Source organism: Micromonospora yongxingensis (genome assembly GCF_052601155.1).
The window spans coordinates 435094-451731 of record NZ_JBQXEO010000001.1; the positions used below are offsets into that span (position 1 = coordinate 435094).

The window sequence follows — 16638 nt, forward strand, 5'->3', positions numbered from 1 at the left end:
GGGCGATCTGCTGGAGCGGTCCACCGACGACAGGAGCTGGCGTTGCGACGTACTCTCTCGACCCTCGGCGTGGCCGGCGCGTTGCTCGCCGCCGCCGTGGCCGTACCGACCATGGCCACCGCCGACGCGGCGACCGAGGCGGACCACTCCCGCGCGTCCGAGCGGCCGATCGTCATCGGTCACCGCGGCGCGAGCGGCTACCGGCCCGAGCACACGCTGGAGGCGTACCGGCTGGCGATCCGGATGGGCGCCGACTACGTCGAGCCCGACCTGGTCTCCACCTCCGACGGGGTCCTGGTCGCCCGGCACGAGAACGAGATCTCCGGTACGACCGACGTGTCGGCGCACCCGGAGTTCGCCACGCGCAAGGCGACCAAGACCATCGACGGTGTCGCGGTCACCGGCTGGTTCACCGAGGACTTCACCCTCGCCGAGCTGAAGACGCTGCGGGCCAAGGAGCGGCTGCCGCAGGTGCGGGTCGCGAACACCGCCTTCGACGGTCGCTTCGAGGTGCCCACCCTCCAGGAGGTCATCGACCTGGCCCGAGCCGAGGGGCGGGCACGGGGCCGCACCATCGGCATCTACCCGGAGACCAAGCACCCGAGCTACTTCGCCTCCATCAAGCTGCCGCTGGAGGAGCCGCTGGTCCGGGTACTCCGGCAGAACAGGCTGGACCGTAAGAACTCGCCGGTCTTCGTCCAGTCGTTCGAGACGGCCAACCTGCGCAAGCTCAACCGGATGATCGACGTCAAGCTGGCCCAGTTGCTCGACGCCACCGGCCGCCCGTACGACTTCACCGTCGCGGGTGACACCCGCAGCTACCAGGACCTGGCCAAGCCGGCCGGGCTCAAGTGGATCGCCGCGTACGCCGACGGCATCGGGGCGAACAAGAACCTGATCGTGCCCCGGGACGCCGCCGGCGCGCTGCTCACCCCGACCAGCGTGGTGCGCGACGCGCACCGGGAGCGGCTGCTCGTGCACTCCTGGACGTTCCGCGCGGAGAACCAGTTCCTGCCGGTGGACTTCCGGATCGGTACCGACCCGAACGGACGCGGCGACATCACCGCCGAGTACGAACTCTTCCTCGGCCTGGGCCTGGACGGCGTCTTCACCGACCAACCGGACACCGCCGTCGCCGCCCGCGCCGGCCTCGCCGACAACTGACCTCGGCCCGGAGCTGATCCGCTCCGAGCCGACCGCCGGGCCGACCACGCCCGGCCCGAGCGCTGGCCCGTCGCCCGTCACCCGGGCGACGGGCCAGCGGCACGTCCGGGGGCCTCGAAGATCGCGCTTGATCCTGGAAGTAGTGGTGTCACGGTTCGATCGAAGCCACTACATCCACGATCGAGCACGATCGGCGGCGCGGCAGTGGGGAGGCGCTGGCGAAACGGGGCGGATGGCGCGGGACGACACAGGGACCGGGTGGTCCGTGGGGATTCGAGCCATCGGGAGCGCGGGCTCTCCGGTGGTGGTGCGGCCCGTTGTAACCTCCGGCCACCTCATTCCTGTTACTTGTGTGTTTCCGCCACATAGCTCGTGGGTGACGTCACTTCTAGCGTGAGCCGACACGAAGAAGTTCTCTCCCTCCGAGTCCTCATGTGGAGTCGCAATGACGGTCCGGACGACGCGGCGGGTGTTCCTCTCCGCCGCCACGATGATGGCCGCGGCGTTGGCCGCCACGGCCTGTGGCAGCCCGCAGGACACCGCCACCGGCGGCGGCGACAGCGCCGCACCGGTCAAGGTCGGCCTGGTGTACTCCCAGTCGGGAGCCCTGGCCAGCTACGGCAAGCAGTACATCGAGGGGTTCAAGGCGGGGCTCGACTTCGCCACCCAGGGCACCGGCAAGGTCGGTGACCGGAAGATCGAGCTGACCGAGGTCGACGACGCGGGCGACCCGGCCAAGGCGGTGTCCGCTGCCAAGGACCTGATCGGCAAGGGCACGAAGATCATTGCCGGCTCCACCGCCTCGGGCGTGGCGCTCCAGGTCGCGCCGATCGCGGCGCAGAACAAGGCCCTGTTCATCTCCGGGCCGGCCGCCACCGACGCGGTGACCGGTGCGAACAAGTACACCTTCCGTTCCGGCCGTCAGTCGTACCAGGACGTGGTGACCGCCAAGTCGTTCATCGGCGACCCGGCGGGCAAGAAGGTCGTGGTCTTCGCCCAGGACGGCGCGTTCGGCGACGCCAACGAGGCGGCCGTCAAGACGGTCATCGGTGGCGCGGGCGCCACCGTGAGCAGCGTCCGTGCCCCGGCCAGCGCCACCGAGTTCACCCCGTTCGCCAGCCAGATCAAGACGGCCAAGCCGGATCTGCTCTTCGTCGCCTGGGCCGGCACCACCGCCCCGGCAATGTGGCAGAGCCTCGACCAGCAGGGCGTGCTCTCCTCCACCACGGTCGTCACCGGCCTGGACATCCGCTCCTCCTGGCCGACCTTCGGCGCCGCCGGCACGAAGATCTCCTTCCTGTCGCACTACTTCGACGGTGCCAGCGACACCGAGGCCAGCAAGGCGCTGAAGGCCAAGGTGAGCACCATCGACCTGTTCCACCCGGACGGCTTCGCCGCGGCCCAGATGGTGGTCCGCGCCGTGCAGGAGGGCGGGGACGACGTCGACAAGATGGTGACCGCCCTGGAGGGCTGGAGCTTCGACGGGGTCAAGGGCAAGATGACCATCCGGGCCGCGGACCACGCGCTGCTCCAGCCGATGTTCCAGGCCAAGCTGACCGGCAGCGGCACCGCCTTCACGGCGACCGCGCAGAAGAGCCTCACCGGTGACGAGACCGCGCCGCCGGCCGTGGCCATGAAGGGCTGACCATGCTCGCCACCCGCGGTCTGACCTGGCGGATCGGTGAGGTCGCCATCGTCGACAACGTCTACCTCGACCTGGCGCCCGGGGAGTTCCTGGGCGTCATCGGGCCGAACGGTGCCGGCAAGACCTCACTGTTCAACCTGATCACCGGCCTGCGCCAGGCCACGGAGGGCCGGATCACCCTGGACGGGCAGGACATCGGAGCGCTCCCGCCGCACCGGCGGGCCCGCCTCGGGCTGGGCCGTACCTTCCAGGCGTCCTCGGTCTTCGGCTCGCTGAGCGTGCGGGAGAACGTCCGGCTCGCCGTACAGGCGCACCGCGGGGGCTCGATGAAGCTGTGGCGGCGGGCGGCGGCCGACCGGGAGGTGGCCGCCGCCGCCGACACGGCGCTCGACCGGGTCGGTCTCGCCCACCGGGGTACGGCGCTCGCCGGCACCCTGGCCCACGGCGAGAAACGCAAGCTGGAGATCGCCCTGCTGCTCGCCGGTGAACCGCGGGTGATGCTGCTGGACGAACCGATGGCCGGGGTCAGCGCCGAGGACGTGCCGGAGCTGGTCGCCGTCATCAAGTCGCTGACCGGCGACAGCGGCCGGGCGGTGCTGATGGTCGAGCACCACATGGACGTCATCCTGGAGCTGGCCGACCGGATCGCCGTCATGCACCACGGCGCGCTGCTGGCCTGCGACACCCCGGAGACGGTGATGGCCAACCCCACTGTGCAAGAGGCGTATCTGGGGGAGTCCCTATGACGGAGCCGATCCTCAACGTGGAGGACCTGTCGGTCCGGATCTCCGGGCTGCACATCCTCCAGGGCGTGTCCTTCACGGTCGCACCCACCGGCGTGACCGTCCTGCTCGGCCGCAACGGCGTCGGCAAGACCACGACGCTGCGCGCGATCGTCGGCCTCACCCCGCCCGCCGGTGAGGTGCGCGGCACCATCCGGATGGGTGCGCAGAGTCTGCTGGCCCGCCCCACCCACCGGCTGGTCCGCGGCGGGCTCGGTTACGTGCCGGAGGACCGCTGCGTGTTCGCCGGCCTCACCGTCGCCGAGAACCTGCGGCTCGCCGAGCGGCGCGGTAGCGAACCGGCGTACGACAAGGTCTTCGCGCTCTTCCCGGAGCTGGACCGGCGCGGACGGCAACGGGCCGGTTCGCTCTCCGGCGGGCAGCAGCAGATGCTCGCGATCGGGCGGGTGCTGCTCAACGACAACCGGCTGCTGCTGGTCGACGAGCCGACCAAGGGGTTGGCGCCGAAGGTGGTGACCGAGGTGGCCGAGGTGTTGGAACGGGTCGCGGAGTCGGTGCCGGTGCTGCTCGTCGAGCAGAACCTGGCGGTCGTACGCCGACTGGCCCGCGACGCGGTGGTGCTGGCCGCCGGCAAGGTGGCCTGGACGGGCGAAGCCCGCGAACTGCTGTTGGAGACCGCGCTGACCAAGTCGCTGCTGGGTGTGGGCTCGGCGGAGGTGTCGCACTGATGGGCACCGTGATTCTGTTGACGTTGACCGGGCTCGGCCTGGCGGCGCTGTACTTCCTGGTCGCGTCCGGCCTGTCCCTGGTCTTCGGCCTGGCCGACGTGCTCAACTTCGCGCACGGGCTGTTCCTCGGCGTGGGCGCGTACGGGACCTGGTGGGCGGCGGGCAACCTGCCGGGCGCCGGCTCCGACGGGTTCGGTTTCGTGCTCGCGGTCGCCTTCGGGGTGGCCGCCGGCACGCTGGTGGCGATCCTGGTCGAGCTGGTGCTGATCCGCCCGCTGTACTCCCGCACCATCGAGCAGGTGCTGGTCACCGTCGGTCTGTCGCTGGCCGGCGTGGCGTTGCTCCAGGCCACGTGGGGTGCGGACGCCCGGCCGTTCCCGCGCCCCGACTGGACCCGGCAGGTGACCGGGATCCTCGGCGCTCAGGTGCCCAACGGCGGCCTGCTGCTCATCATCGCGGCGGTGCTGGTGCTCGGCGCGATCCTGGCGTTCCTGCGCTGGACCCGGTACGGCCTGGTGATCCGGGCCGGTGTGGAGAACCGGGAGATGGTCACAGCGCTCGGCATCGACGTGCGCAAGGCGTTCACGCTGGTCTTCGCGATCGGTGGTGCGGCCGCCGCGCTCGCCGGTGCGCTCGGTGGGGTCTACTTCGGCACCGTCTCGCCCGGCCAGGGCGGCTCGCTGCTGATCTTCGCGTTCATCGTGGTGGTGATCGGCGGCATGGGCTCGGTGGTCGGCTCCGCGTACGCGGCGGTCGTGGTCGGGCTGGTGCAGCAGTTCGTCAACTACTACGGCACGTCCGGGCTGGGCGACATCTGCGTGGTCGGGCTGCTGGCCGTGGTGCTGCTGCTGCGCCCACAGGGCATCGCCGGAAAGGTGGCAACGGCATGACGAACTCCGTGGTCGACGCGCCTCCCGCGCAGGTACCCGCCGAGCTGAGCCCGCAGCGGGGGCGGTGGCACCGGGTCCGCCCGTTCCTGCCGCTGGTCGCGCTGGTCGTGCTGGCGATCCTGCCGTATTCGACGATCTCTCTTCCGGGGATCTTCGAGGGGCCGCTCAACTCGCCCGGCACCCTGCAACTGCTCGCCATCTGCCTGATCTTCGGCGGGCTGGCCGCCGGGTACGACCTGCTCTTCGGGCGGACCGGGATGCTCTCCTTCGGGCACGCGCTGTACTTCGCCGCCGGCGTGTACGGCACCGACATCCTGGTCACCCGGGCCGGCCTGCCGCTGTGGCAGGCGGCGTTGCTGACCATCACCGGCGGCACGATCCTCGCCGCGCTGCTCGGCGCGGTGGCGCTGCGGACCGTGGGCATCGCGTTCGCCATGGTCACGCTGGCGTTCGCCCAGGTCGGAGCGATCCTGGTGGCACGCGACTTCGGTGGGCTGACCGGCGGCGAGGAGGGCCTGCCGCTGGACGTGTCCGGCCTGCCCGCCGGGCTGGTCGGGGTGACCAATACGGTCAACCTGTACTGGTTGGCGCTGGCGTACCTGACCGTGGTGGTCTTCGTGGTGCACCGGGTGAGCGGTTCCCCGACCGGTCGGGTGCTCGCCGGGCTGCGCGACGACGAGCGGCGGATCGGTGTGCTCGGGTTGGACCCGTACCGCTACAAGCTGGTGGCGTTCACCCTGGCCGGCGGGTTGGCGTCGGCGGGCGGGGTGGTCTACGTCCTGATCGTCGGCGGCGCCTCACCGCACATCACGTCCTCCGAGCTCACCCTGTCGCTGCTGGTCATGGTGGTGCTCGGCGGGCCAGGCACCAGGTGGGGCCCGGTGCTCGGCGGCGTCCTCTACATGTACCTGGACCACCGCCTCACCGCCTTCGGCACGAGCGATGCGGTGGACAACCTGCCGGCCGTCCTCAGCCACCCGCTGAGCCAGCCGCTGTTCGTCCTGGGCACGGTGTTCATCCTGGCGGTCTACTTCTTCCCCGGCGGCCTGACCAGCCTGGCCCCCCGCCTGTCCCACCTGACCCGCTCCCTCCGCCCCCCACGCCACTGACCCCGGGGGTTCCGCGCCCGGGGAGGCGCTGACGACGCAGGGGCGGCGGCCCCCCGTGTGGCCGCCGCCCGCCGCGTCGTGGATCAGCCGTTCAACATCTCGTACGCCATCGCCGGCGCCTTCGTCACGGCGGCGCCGGTCGGCACGGTGATCTTCGGCGTGGTCCCGTAGTCGGCGTAGTTGACGACGTAGTCGTACGCCTTCGCCTTCCCGGCGGCCGGGATCTTCAGCGTCAGCGAGGCCAGGTGCTTGTCCGCACCGACCACCGCGGTGAACGGCACCTGCTTGGCTGCCTCGCCGAGCGCCGCCGCCTCGCCGTCCTCCAACGCCTTCGCCGCTTCCGCGTCGCTCACGTCGATGAACCCGACGTACCGCCCGGGGCTCTGCTCCTCGACCGAGGTGGCCGCCTGAATGAGCGGACCGGCGTTGCCCTGGTCCACGCCGTCGTAGGTCGGCATGGCCTCGCTGTCGGCCAGCTTCGTGCGGTCCAGACTCATCCACTTGTCCGGAAACTTCGGCAGGCCGGGGCGGCCGCTGAACTTCGCCTTCACCCAGTTCTGGTCGTCGATCACCAGGAACGACATCTTCACGACGATGCCGTCGGAGTCCGGCGGCATCGAGGTGTTGAGCTCGAACGCCTTCGCCTCCGGGTCGATCCGGCCGCTGAGCGTGCTGGACGAGTCCTTGCCGCTGAACCGGAACGCCCCCTCGGTGCCATCCGGAACGGCGTCCAGGAGCGCGTCCTTGGGGCTGGGGGTCGGACCGGTCCGGGGTGCCGCGGCTGGGTCGTTCTTCGGTCCGCAACCCCCGAGGAGGGTGGTCGCGGCCAGTACGGCGGCGACCGTGCCGACCATCCGTCGGATGGTGCCGGCGCTGCCCGTTGCCTGTGTCATCGCACTTCTCTTTCTCGCTGCGTGGCCTGTGCCGATGACGATGCTGCGGGCCGGCACGGCGGTATCGCTGCCGATATGCTGCCGTCCGGCTGCCGGGCACTGCCGTCCGGCGACCCTCGGGGGTGTCAGGAGCGGAAACTCGCATGTCAGGAACGCTGCGTTTCGAGATCCTCGGGCCTCAGCGGGCCTGGTACGCCGACCGGGAGATCGATCTCGGCCCCGGCAAGCAGCGCGCGGTGCTGGCCGTGCTGCTGCTCTCCGCCGGCCGTCCGGTGTCCACCGGGCAGATCATCGAGGCGGTCTGGCCCGAGGAGCCGCCCGCGAACGGCCCGAACGTGGTGCAGAAGTACGTGGCCGGGCTGCGTCGGGTGCTGGAGCCGGACCGCTCGCCGCGTACGCCGGGGCAGGTCCTCAGCCTGACCGACGCCGGCTACCTGCTCCGGGTCGGCCCGGAGTCGCTCGACGCCGTCCGCTTCGAGCGGGGCATCCACCGGGCCCGGCAGCAGCGCGCCGAGGGGCGTGCCGCCGACTCGTTGGCCGAGCTGACCACCGCCCTGGGTCTCTGGCACGGCGAACCGTTCACCGGGTTCACCGGGCCGGTCTTCGAGGCCGCCCGGCAGCGGCTGGTGGAGCTGCGGGCCGTGGCGCTGGAGACCCGGGCCGAGCTGACACTGGAGCGTGGGCGGCACCGCGAGCTGGTCGGGGAACTGATGGAGCTGGTGGCCGAGTTCCCGGTCCGGGAGCGGCTGCGGCACCAGCTCATGCTCGCGCTCTACCGCAGTGGACGGCAGGCGGAGGCGCTCGCCGCGTACCGGGAATTCGGCGACCTGCTCCGCGAGGAGTACGGCATCGAGCCGGGCGAGGTGCTCCAGGAACTGCACCGGCGCATGCTCCGCCCCGATCCGACGTTGGCGGTGCCGACGATCCCGGACGATCCCGAGCCGCCCCGGCCCGCGCCGGCCGAGGCCCCCGAACCGATTCTGCCGACCGCCGGCCCCGTGCCCGCCCCGCCGTTCCTGACCCCGCTACCCGCGCCGCCACCCGTGGCTCCCCGGCGGCGTCCGAGGCCGCAGCCGCCGCGCTGGGCGAGTAGGACCGTCACCATCGTCGGCACCGCGCTCGTACTGCTCTCCTTCGGCTGCCTGACCTGGCTGGTGATCCTGGCCTACGCGGTCTGGCGGCGAAGCTGGCTTCTCGCCGTCGCCGGCGTCGGGTATCTGGCCCTGGTCACCGTCGAGGTGAACCTTCTCGACGTCGAGAGCGCGGACGAGATATCCGACAACCAGGCGGTGGTCTTCTGCGGCCTGGCCCTGGTCACCTGGCTCGTCGGTGCGGTGCACGTGGTCCTGCTCAGCCGGGGGCTCTGGGCGGCGATCACCGGAGGCCCGGGCAGCGCCCGGGGTCGCGCCGAGGAGGAGCGGCGCATCCGTCGGGAGCACGCCCGCTACCTGCTCTACCACTACCCGGCCGCCCGAGCCGAGCTGCACCTGGGCCGGCCCGACGTGCCCCGCACCTTCGACGACGGCGGCCTGATCGACGTCAACGCGGTCCCGGAGCAGGTGCTCACGGGCCTGCCCGGCCTGACGCCCGAGCAGTGCCGGCAGGTCGTGGTGGACCGGTGGCTGCGCGGTCCGTACGCCTCGATGGAAGAACTCGCCGCTCGCTGCCTGCTGCCACCGAACGCCACCGAACCCCTCCGCGACCTGTTGCTCTTCCTTCCCCCGGCGCCGTCGCCCCGGCCGGACGAGGCTCGAACGGCCGGATCGTGACCGGAACCTCCCGCGCGAACCGGGGTCTGCGCGCCCGCCGCTGGTAGAAATGCCGGATGGGCGACGAACGGGCGGCGGTACGGGAGCAGGCCGAGGCGGTGCTGCGCCGGCTGGCCGGTGAGCACGCCCGGCTGCGCGAGGACCAGTGGCGGGCGATCGAGGCGCTGGTCGTGGACCGGCGGCGGGTGCTCTGCGTCCAGCGCACCGGCTGGGGCAAGTCGGCGGTCTACTTCGTGGCCACCGCGCTGCTGCGCGCCCGCACCGGCCTGGCCGGCGCCGAGGAGCCAACCGGCCCCACGGTCATCGTGTCGCCGCTGCTGGCACTGATGCGCAACCAGGTCGAGGCGGCCGCCCGGGCCGGCATCCGGGCCCGCACGATCAACTCGGCGAACCTCGACGAGTGGAACGAGATCACCGCGGAGATCCAGGCCGGCGCGGTGGACGTGCTGCTCATCAGCCCGGAGCGGCTCAACAACCCGGACTTCCGCGACGGCGTACTGCCGAAGCTGGCCGCGACCACCGGGCTGCTGGTGGTCGACGAGGCGCACTGCGTCTCCGACTGGGGGCACGACTTCCGACCGGACTACCGGCGGCTGCGCACGTTCCTCGCCGAACTGCCCGAGCGCACCCCGGTGCTGGCCACCACCGCCACCGCCAACGCCCGGGTCACCCAGGACGTGGCGGAGCAGTTGGGCGACGCCCTCGTCCTGCGCGGCACGCTGGACCGGGAGTCGCTGCGCCTCGGCGTGCTCGACCTGCCCAGCCCGGCGCACCGGCTGGCCTGGCTCGCCGACCACCTGGACCAGCTGCCGGGCTCCGGCATCGTCTACACGCTGACCGTCGCGGCAGCGGGGGAGACGGCCGAGTTCCTGCGGTCCCGGGGCTACCCGGTGGCGTCGTACACCGGGCAGGTCGAGGACGCCGACCGGCGGGCCGCCGAGCAGGACCTGCTGGACAACAAGATCAAGGCGTTGGTGGCGACCAGCGCGCTCGGCATGGGCTTCGACAAGCCCGACCTGGGTTTCGTGGTCCACCTCGGCGCGCCGCCGTCCCCGATCGCGTACTACCAGCAGGTCGGCCGCGCCGGCCGCGCGGTCGAGCACGCCGAGGTGCTGCTGCTGCCCGGCGTCGAGGACGCGGCCATCTGGCGCTACTTCGCCTCGCTGGCGTTCCCACCCGAGCAGCAGGTCCGGGCCGTGCTGGCCGCCCTGCACACCGACCGCCCGCTCTCCACCCAGGCTCTCGAACCGCTCGTCGACCTGCGCCGGGCCCGCCTGGAGCTGATGCTCAAGGTGCTCGACGTGGACGGCGCGGTCCGCCGCGTGCGCGGTGGCTGGCTCGCCACCGGCGAGCCCTGGGTCTACGACGAGGCCCGGTTGCGCCGCGTCGCCGAGGCGCGCACCGTCGAGCAACAGGCCATGCGGGAGTACGCGACCACGTCCGACTGCCGGATGCGGTACCTCCGGGAGCGCCTGGACGACACCGGGGCCGCCGACTGCGGCCGGTGCGACCGGTGCGCCGACCCGCTCTTCACCCCGGACGTGTCGACGGCCGCGCTCGGCGCCGCGCAGACGTTCCTGGGCCGACCCGGTGTCGAGATCCCTCCGAAGAAGCTCTGGCCGACCGGTCTGGACGCGGTGGGCGTACCCCTGAAGGGCCGGATCTCCCCGGCGGAGCAGGCGCTGCCCGGCCGGGCGGTCGGGCGCCTCTCCGACCTGGGCTGGGGCGGGCGGCTGCGCGACCTGGTCGGCCCGGAGGCGCCCGACGCGCTCGTGCCCGACGACGTGGCCGGCGCCGTGGTCGAGGTGCTGAAGGCGTGGGCGCACGGCGACGACCCGTGGCCCCGCCGACCCGTGGCGGTGGTCGCGGTCGGCTCCCGCCGGCGGCCCCGGCTGGTGGGCTCGCTGGCCGAGCGGATCGCCGCCGTGGGCCGGCTGCCGCTGCTCGGCGAGGTCGCCCCGACCGGCCCGGGCGGCCCCGGCGGGCCGCGCGGCAACAGCGCCCAGCGGGTACGCGCGCTGCACGACGCGTTCACCGTGCCGGCCGGGTTGGCTGCCGAGCTGGCCGAGCTGGCCGGTCCGGTGCTGCTCGTCGACGACCTGGTCGACTCGGGCTGGACGATGACGATGGTGACCCGCGAGCTGCGCCGGGCGGGGGCGCCGGACGTGCTCCCGCTGGCCCTTGCCGTGGCCGGCTGAGCCCGTGGCTCGCTGGCGGCCGAAAAGTTCCCGGCCCCGACGGATTGCGACCGTCGCCACGCGGTCCCGGTGTCGGCCTGGTCCGGCTCGGAGCGGCGGTACCGTGGGCGGCATGACCGAGCAGCCCGTCACCCGCGCGTACGTCACCGCCGGGGTGACCTGTGCGCACCGTGCGTGGGCGGCCATCGAGCAGGCCCGTCACGTGCGGGACGCCGGCGGTGCCTGACCGGATCTCCGCCGCGCCGGACCGGAGCACCCTCCGGCTGGCGTTGGTGGTCGGCGGGCTGGTGCTCGCGGTGCTGCTCGGCTTCGGCCTCGGCCGGATGAACGCCGGGGGCGCCACCACCGGTGGGTCGGCGCTGGCCGCCGATCACACCCACGCGCCGGGCACCGAGCCGCACGACCACGGCAGCGCCACGGGCACCGACCAGGGCGCGGGCGGTGAGCCGGGTGGCCTGTCGGTCAGCTCCGCCGGGTACACCCTGGCCCCGCTGGTCACCGAGTTCCCGGCCGGTCGCGCGGGGCAGTTCCGGTTCCAGGTGCGGGACACGCAGCGCCGGCCGGTCACCCGTTTCGCCGTCGTGCACGACAAGCCGCTGCACCTCATCGTGGTCCGCCGGGACCTGACCGGCTACCAGCATCTGCACCCGACCATGGCCCCGGACGGCACCTGGTCCGTGCCGCTGACCCTCGCGCAGCCCGGCGTCTGGCGGGCGTACGCCGACTTCACCGTTGTCGCCGACGACGGCGGTCAGACCGCGGTGACCCTCGGCGCGGACCTGGTCGCGCCCGGCGGCTACCAGCCGCGTGCACTGCCGGCGCCCGCGACCTCGACGACGGTGGACGGGTTCACGGTCGGCTATCAGGGCACCCCGCAGCCCGGGGCCACGGTGCCACTGACCTTCCGGGTCGACGGCGCCACCGGCGCAGCGCCGCTGGAGCGGTACCTCGGGGCGTACGGGCACCTGGTGGCGCTGCGCGAGGGCGACCTGGGCTACCTGCACGTGCACCCGGAGACGGAACTGGTGGACGGCCAGGTGAAGTTCTGGCTGACCGCCCCCGGCCCGGGCCGCTACCGCCTCTACCTCGACTTCCAGGTGGCCGGCGCCGTCCACACCGCCGAGTTCACCGTCGCGATCTCCTGACCCGCCGGTCAGCGGAGAGTCAGCCGGCGCGGCGGATGGGACGGCGCGCCAGGTAGCGGAGCAGGTCGCGGATGTGGTGCTTCTCCTCGGCGGGAACGGCGGGGTCGGCCAGCCGGTCCAGGATCGCCCGGACGTCCGCCTCGACCGGGCCCTCGTCGTTGCGGCGGCGGGGTGCCGGGCCGGCGTCAGGCAGCCCGAGCGCCCGGAACGCGGCCGCCACCGGCAGATCCAGTGCGGCGCAGAAACCACGCACCTTGGCCAACTCGGGGTAATCCTGCCAGTCCCCGGCCAGCCACCGGAACACCGTCGAGCGGCCCACACCGGTGTGGGAGGCGAGGTCGGTCACGGTCCAGCCGCGTTCTTCGCGGGCGTCATCGATGGCGCGCCGGACGAAGCGGGCGAAGGCCATCTGCGGCGTAACCTCTGCGGAGCCCATCCTTGCGGGTCTTCCCCTCCCGGCCGGAGCACTGGGGCGGTGCGCCTTCCGAGGGTAGTACGACCAGAGCCGGAAACAATTGACTGACCGCACAAACTGTCCCGTGGACGGGACTTTTTCTCGGGCATGATCCGTACCGACCGAAACCGGCATCGAGCGATCATCGTCGTTGTTCCACTAAGCTCGGTGCCCGTCCCGACATGGCGCGCGTCCGCCTGCCGCGTCCGACCGGACCACCCCCCGAGGAGCACCATGGCCGACTCGAGCCGCCCGCACCCGTACCAGCCTGGTTCGGTGAGTCTCTTCTTCGTCGCCAAGGCCGGCGTCTTCGCCGCCGCGTTCTGGATCTGGCTGCTGGTCCTGGTGCTGCGCACCGACTCAGCGACCGGTGCGCACGTCCTGGCCGCCACCGGCGCGATCACCACCACGCTGGTCGGAGTGGTGCTGGGCGTGCGGATGGCGTTGCAGCACAACGCCGCCGTCCGGCACGCCGAGATGAAGAAGCTGCTGGTCGACATCTCCTGGAACGCCTTCGCCGCCGCCGGCAACGCCGAGAGCGAGGGCCAGGTGGTGCCGTTCCCGACCGTCCCGGCCGACGGCGACTGGGCCTCCCAGCGGACCGGCGGCGAACGGGTGTCGGCCTTCGACCGCGGCGGGCGGGAGCGCGGCAGCAACGGCGAGCGCCGCCGCTAGCCGACCACCGGCGCCCGCCGCGTCGTCAGGAGGCGGGAGTCTCGTCGGCGGTCAGCAGCGTCTGCAGTCGGGGCGTGACCCGCCACTGGTCGACCAGCTCGCGGTAGTCCGCGCGCTGCTCGTCGGTGGCGGCGGTGCCGGTACGACGTGCCCGGATCAGCAGGTTGCGCGGGGTGTGCTGGGAGTCCACGAACTCCACCACCTCGGCCCGGTACCCGTGCACCCGCAGCAGCCCGGCCCGCAGGGCGTCGGTGAGCACGTCGGCGAAGCGTTCGCGCAGGATGCCCTGGCGGGTCAGCAGCTCGTACGGGGACGGGGCCGGGTGGGCGCGTAGCTGCGTGGCGAGGTCGTGGTGGCAGCAGGGCGCGGCGAGCACCCAGCGGGCCTCCCAGCGCACCGCGCGGGCCAGCGCCTCGTCGGTGGCGGTGTCGCAGGCGTGCAGCGCGAGCACCAGGTCCGGCGCGGGGTCGACGACGGCGTCGGCGATCGTGCCGGCCACGAACGTCACCCGGTCGGCCCAGCCCAGCCGCTGCGCCAGCTCGGTGTTGCGTCGCCGCTGGTCCTCCCGGACGTCCACGCCGACCAGCTCGACGTCGAGCCCTCGACCGGACAGGTAGCGGTATGCGGCGAAGGTCAGGTAGGCGTTGCCGCACCCGAGGTCGACCACCCGCAGCGGGCCGGTCAGATCGTCGGGCAGGGTCGCGGCCAGGGCCCGCAGGAACGCGTCGACCTGGCGGCGCTTGGCGGCCGAACCGCCGATCTCGGCGAAGATCTCGTCGCCCGGGTCCAGCAGGTACTCCTTCGCCCGGTCGTTCCCACCCGGCGTCGAGGCCGGTCGCGCCGTCGCGGCGGCCCGGTGCACCTGCGCCTCGCCCGACTTGGTCACCCGCAGCTGGAGCGTCGCGTGGGCCGTCTCCACGTGCCAGTTGCCGAACGGCTCGGCCAGCAGCTCGTCGACCGCCGCGGCCGTGTCCGGACCGGGGGCGACGTTGCGGGTGTACGGGCGGGCGCCGTCGGAGGTGGCGATCTGCAGTCGGGGCCCGGCCTTGAGTGTCACCGGCCGCAGCTCCGCCCGGACCACCGTGGGGCGGCGGTTGCGGCGGCGCCCGGCGGCGACCGCCCGGGTCAGCGCGGGATCGAGCAGCAGCGCCCGGACCTCGGTGAGGGCGGCGTCCAACGGTTCGGGCATCGTTCCATCTTCCGGAAGTGGGGTGGGAAGGGAACATCCCCCGTACCGCGCGGGGCGGTGCGGGGGATGTCGGGTGTCGCTGTGGGTCAGTCGGCGGTCGCCTCGGCCGGCGTACCCGCGCCGGAACCGCCACCACGGCGGCGCCGGCGGCGACGCGGCTTCGACGGCTCACCGTCGGCGGCGGCGACCGGCTCGGCCGGGGCCGCGTCGGCGGAGATCACCGCGGTCGGCTCGCCCGCGACCGTCTCGCCGGCCCGGCGGCGACGCCGGCGGCGCGGGGTACGCGTGCCCTCCTCGTCGGCGGCTGCGGCGTCCGGGAGTGCCTCGGCGGCCGGCGTGCCGGCACCGGTGCGGTCCCGGCGGTCGTCGCCGCGACCACGGCGCTCGCCCCGGCCCTCGCCACGGCTCTCACCGCGTCGGGAGCCCCGACCACCGCTGTCACCCCGGCGGGAACGCGTCCCGCCCAGGTCCTCCTCGATCTCGGCCGACAGCCCGGCCCTGGTCCGCTCAGCGGTGGGCAGGGTGCCGGCGACATCGGTGGAGATGTGCAGGTCGGTGTAGAGGTGCGGGGACGTGTGGTACGTCTCCGGCGGCTCGGGCATCTCCAGACCGAGGGTCTTGTCGATGATGCGCCAGCGCGGCATGTCGTCCCAGTCGACGAAGGTCACCGCGACACCGGTCGCGCCCGCCCGGCCGGTACGACCGATCCGGTGGGTGTAGGTGTCCTGGTCTTCCGGGCAGTCGTAGTTGATCACGTGGGTGACGCCGGTGACGTCCAGCCCGCGGGCTGCCACGTCGGTGGCGACCAGGATGTCGATCTTCCCGGCGCGGAACGCCCGCAGCGCCCGCTCGCGGGCACCCTGACCGAGGTCACCGTGCACCGCGGCGACCGCGAACCCGCGGAAGTCGAGGTCCTCGGCCACCCGGTCGGCGGCCCGCTTGGTGCGGGTGAAGATCATGGTCAGCCCACGCCCCTCGGCCTGGAGGATCCGGGCCACGATCTCGACCTTGTTCATCGAGTGGGTGCGGTAGACCAGCTGCTGGGTCTGCGGCGACGGGCCGGTCTCGGCGGTGTGCCCGGCGTGGATCGTCATCGGCTGGCGCAGGAAGCGCCGGGACAGGGTGACGATCGGGTCCGGCATGGTGGCCGAGAAGAGCATGGTCTGCCGATCCTCCGGCAGCATCGCCAGGATCTTCTCGACGTCGTCGAGGAAGCCCAGGTCGAGCATCCGGTCGGCCTCGTCGAGGACCAGCGCGTGCACGCGGTCGAGCCGCAGGTGCTTCTGCTTGGCCAGGTCGAGCAGCCGGCCGGGAGTGCCGACGAGCACCTCGACGCCCTTGCGCAGCGCGTCGATCTGCGGCTCGTACGCCACGCCGCCGTAGATCGGCAGCACCCGGACGCCACGCGTCCGGCCGGCGGCCGCCAGGTCCTTGGCGACCTGGATGCCCAGCTCACGGGTGGGGACGACGACCAGTGCCTGCGGCACGCCGTCGCTGCCCTCGCTGGGCGCGAAGACCCGCTCCAGCAGCGGTACGCCGAAGCCGAGGGTCTTGCCGGTGCCGGTGGGCGCCTGGCCGATCAGGTCGACGCCGCGGAGCGCGATCGGGATCGCGTACTCCTGGATGGCGAAGGCGCGGGTGATGCCGGCCGCGGCCAGCGCCTCGACGGTCTCCTCGCGGGCGCCGAGTGCGGCGAAGGTGGGAGCCTCGGGTCGAACCGGGGCGGTGGGGGCCAGTTCCTGGCCGTCCATCAGATCTTGAGTCAGCTCGCTCATGTGGATGTGGGGGTGCCCTCTCGTGGGTGCGCCCCGTCATGTCCTCAGGGCGCGTTCGGTATGACGCGGGCCACACGGTCGGGGGCAGACTGCCGAGCCGGACCGGGCCGCACGCGCGCCGCGGGCTGAGCTTCGATCAGATCGGCGCCCACGGCAACTGCTCTATGCTACCTGAACAGGCAGGCACCCGTCCGGATTCCCTGCCGGGCGCCGGCCACGCGGGGCCGCTATATGTGACCTGCGTCACGCAAACCCTTGCCG

Annotated in this window: 14 protein-coding genes; 10 read left to right on the forward strand and 4 right to left on the reverse strand. The window is 72.8% G+C overall.

Annotation, left to right across the window (positions count from 1 at the left end):
- Positions 1-42: 42 nt before the first annotated feature.
- The 6 genes from ACTWLT_RS02060 (at position 43) to ACTWLT_RS02085 (ending at position 6279) form a co-directional block, all read left to right on the forward strand.
- Positions 43-1164 (forward strand): glycerophosphodiester phosphodiesterase, encoded by a 1122-nt coding sequence (locus tag ACTWLT_RS02060; protein WP_445316899.1) that lies wholly within the window; start codon positions 43-45, stop codon positions 1162-1164.
- Between the two features lie 445 nt (positions 1165-1609).
- Positions 1610-2809 (forward strand): substrate-binding domain-containing protein, encoded by a 1200-nt coding sequence (locus ACTWLT_RS02065; RefSeq protein ID WP_252419371.1) that lies wholly within the window; start codon positions 1610-1612, stop codon positions 2807-2809.
- 2 nt (positions 2810-2811) lie between these two features.
- Positions 2812-3555: an ABC transporter ATP-binding protein gene (locus tag ACTWLT_RS02070; protein WP_252419370.1), complete on the forward strand. Its 744-nt coding sequence runs from the start codon at positions 2812-2814 to the stop codon at positions 3553-3555.
- Complete coding sequence (locus ACTWLT_RS02075) at positions 3552-4280, forward strand: ABC transporter ATP-binding protein (RefSeq protein WP_445316900.1); 729 nt, start codon at positions 3552-3554, stop codon at positions 4278-4280. Before ACTWLT_RS02070 ends, ACTWLT_RS02075 begins: the two co-directional genes overlap by 4 nt.
- On the forward strand, positions 4280-5170 hold the full coding sequence (locus tag ACTWLT_RS02080; RefSeq protein ID WP_252419368.1) for a branched-chain amino acid ABC transporter permease: 891 nt from the start codon (positions 4280-4282) through the stop codon (positions 5168-5170). Before ACTWLT_RS02075 ends, ACTWLT_RS02080 begins: the two co-directional genes overlap by 1 nt.
- Positions 5167-6279 carry a branched-chain amino acid ABC transporter permease gene (locus tag ACTWLT_RS02085; RefSeq protein ID WP_252419367.1) on the forward strand — a complete coding sequence of 371 codons (1113 nt, stop codon included), beginning with the start codon at positions 5167-5169 and terminating at the stop codon, positions 6277-6279. Before ACTWLT_RS02080 ends, ACTWLT_RS02085 begins: the two co-directional genes overlap by 4 nt.
- 83 nt (positions 6280-6362) lie before the next feature.
- On the opposite strand, the gene ACTWLT_RS02090 is transcribed toward ACTWLT_RS02085, so the two are convergent.
- On the reverse strand, positions 6363-7172 hold the full coding sequence (locus ACTWLT_RS02090; RefSeq protein WP_445316901.1) for a hypothetical protein: 810 nt from the start codon (positions 7170-7172) through the stop codon (positions 6363-6365).
- A gap of 143 nt (positions 7173-7315) precedes the next feature.
- Between ACTWLT_RS02090 and ACTWLT_RS02095 the strand changes: the two genes are divergently transcribed.
- The 3 genes from ACTWLT_RS02095 (at position 7316) to ACTWLT_RS02105 (ending at position 12284) form a co-directional block, all read left to right on the forward strand.
- Positions 7316-8941, forward strand: a complete 1626-nt coding sequence (locus ACTWLT_RS02095; protein ID WP_445316902.1) for an AfsR/SARP family transcriptional regulator — start codon at positions 7316-7318, stop codon at positions 8939-8941.
- A 56-nt stretch (positions 8942-8997) separates the two neighbouring features.
- Positions 8998-11139: a RecQ family ATP-dependent DNA helicase gene (locus ACTWLT_RS02100; protein WP_445316903.1), complete on the forward strand. Its 2142-nt coding sequence runs from the start codon at positions 8998-9000 to the stop codon at positions 11137-11139.
- Positions 11140-11357: 218 nt separating this feature from the next.
- Complete coding sequence (locus tag ACTWLT_RS02105; protein WP_445316904.1) at positions 11358-12284, forward strand: DUF8832 domain-containing protein; 927 nt, start codon at positions 11358-11360, stop codon at positions 12282-12284.
- A gap of 19 nt (positions 12285-12303) precedes the next feature.
- Here ACTWLT_RS02105 and ACTWLT_RS02110 read toward each other — a convergent pair whose 3' ends face one another.
- The gene (locus ACTWLT_RS02110; protein ID WP_445316905.1) at positions 12304-12720 is read right to left on the reverse strand and encodes a helix-turn-helix domain-containing protein; all 417 of its coding nucleotides are present in this window, start codon (positions 12718-12720) and stop codon (positions 12304-12306) included.
- Between the two features lie 252 nt (positions 12721-12972).
- On the opposite strand from ACTWLT_RS02110, the gene ACTWLT_RS02115 reads away from it, so the two are divergent.
- A complete protein-coding gene (locus ACTWLT_RS02115; RefSeq protein WP_445316906.1) occupies positions 12973-13413 on the forward strand; it encodes a hypothetical protein in 441 nt (146 codons plus the stop codon).
- Positions 13414-13438: 25 nt separating this feature from the next.
- On the opposite strand, the gene ACTWLT_RS02120 is transcribed toward ACTWLT_RS02115, so the two are convergent.
- Positions 13439-14602: a class I SAM-dependent methyltransferase gene (locus ACTWLT_RS02120; RefSeq protein WP_445316907.1), complete on the reverse strand. Its 1164-nt coding sequence runs from the start codon at positions 14600-14602 to the stop codon at positions 13439-13441.
- A gap of 86 nt (positions 14603-14688) precedes the next feature.
- The gene (locus tag ACTWLT_RS02125) at positions 14689-16377 is read right to left on the reverse strand and encodes a DEAD/DEAH box helicase (RefSeq protein ID WP_445316908.1); all 1689 of its coding nucleotides are present in this window, start codon (positions 16375-16377) and stop codon (positions 14689-14691) included.
- Between the last annotated feature and the right edge of the window lie 261 nt (positions 16378-16638).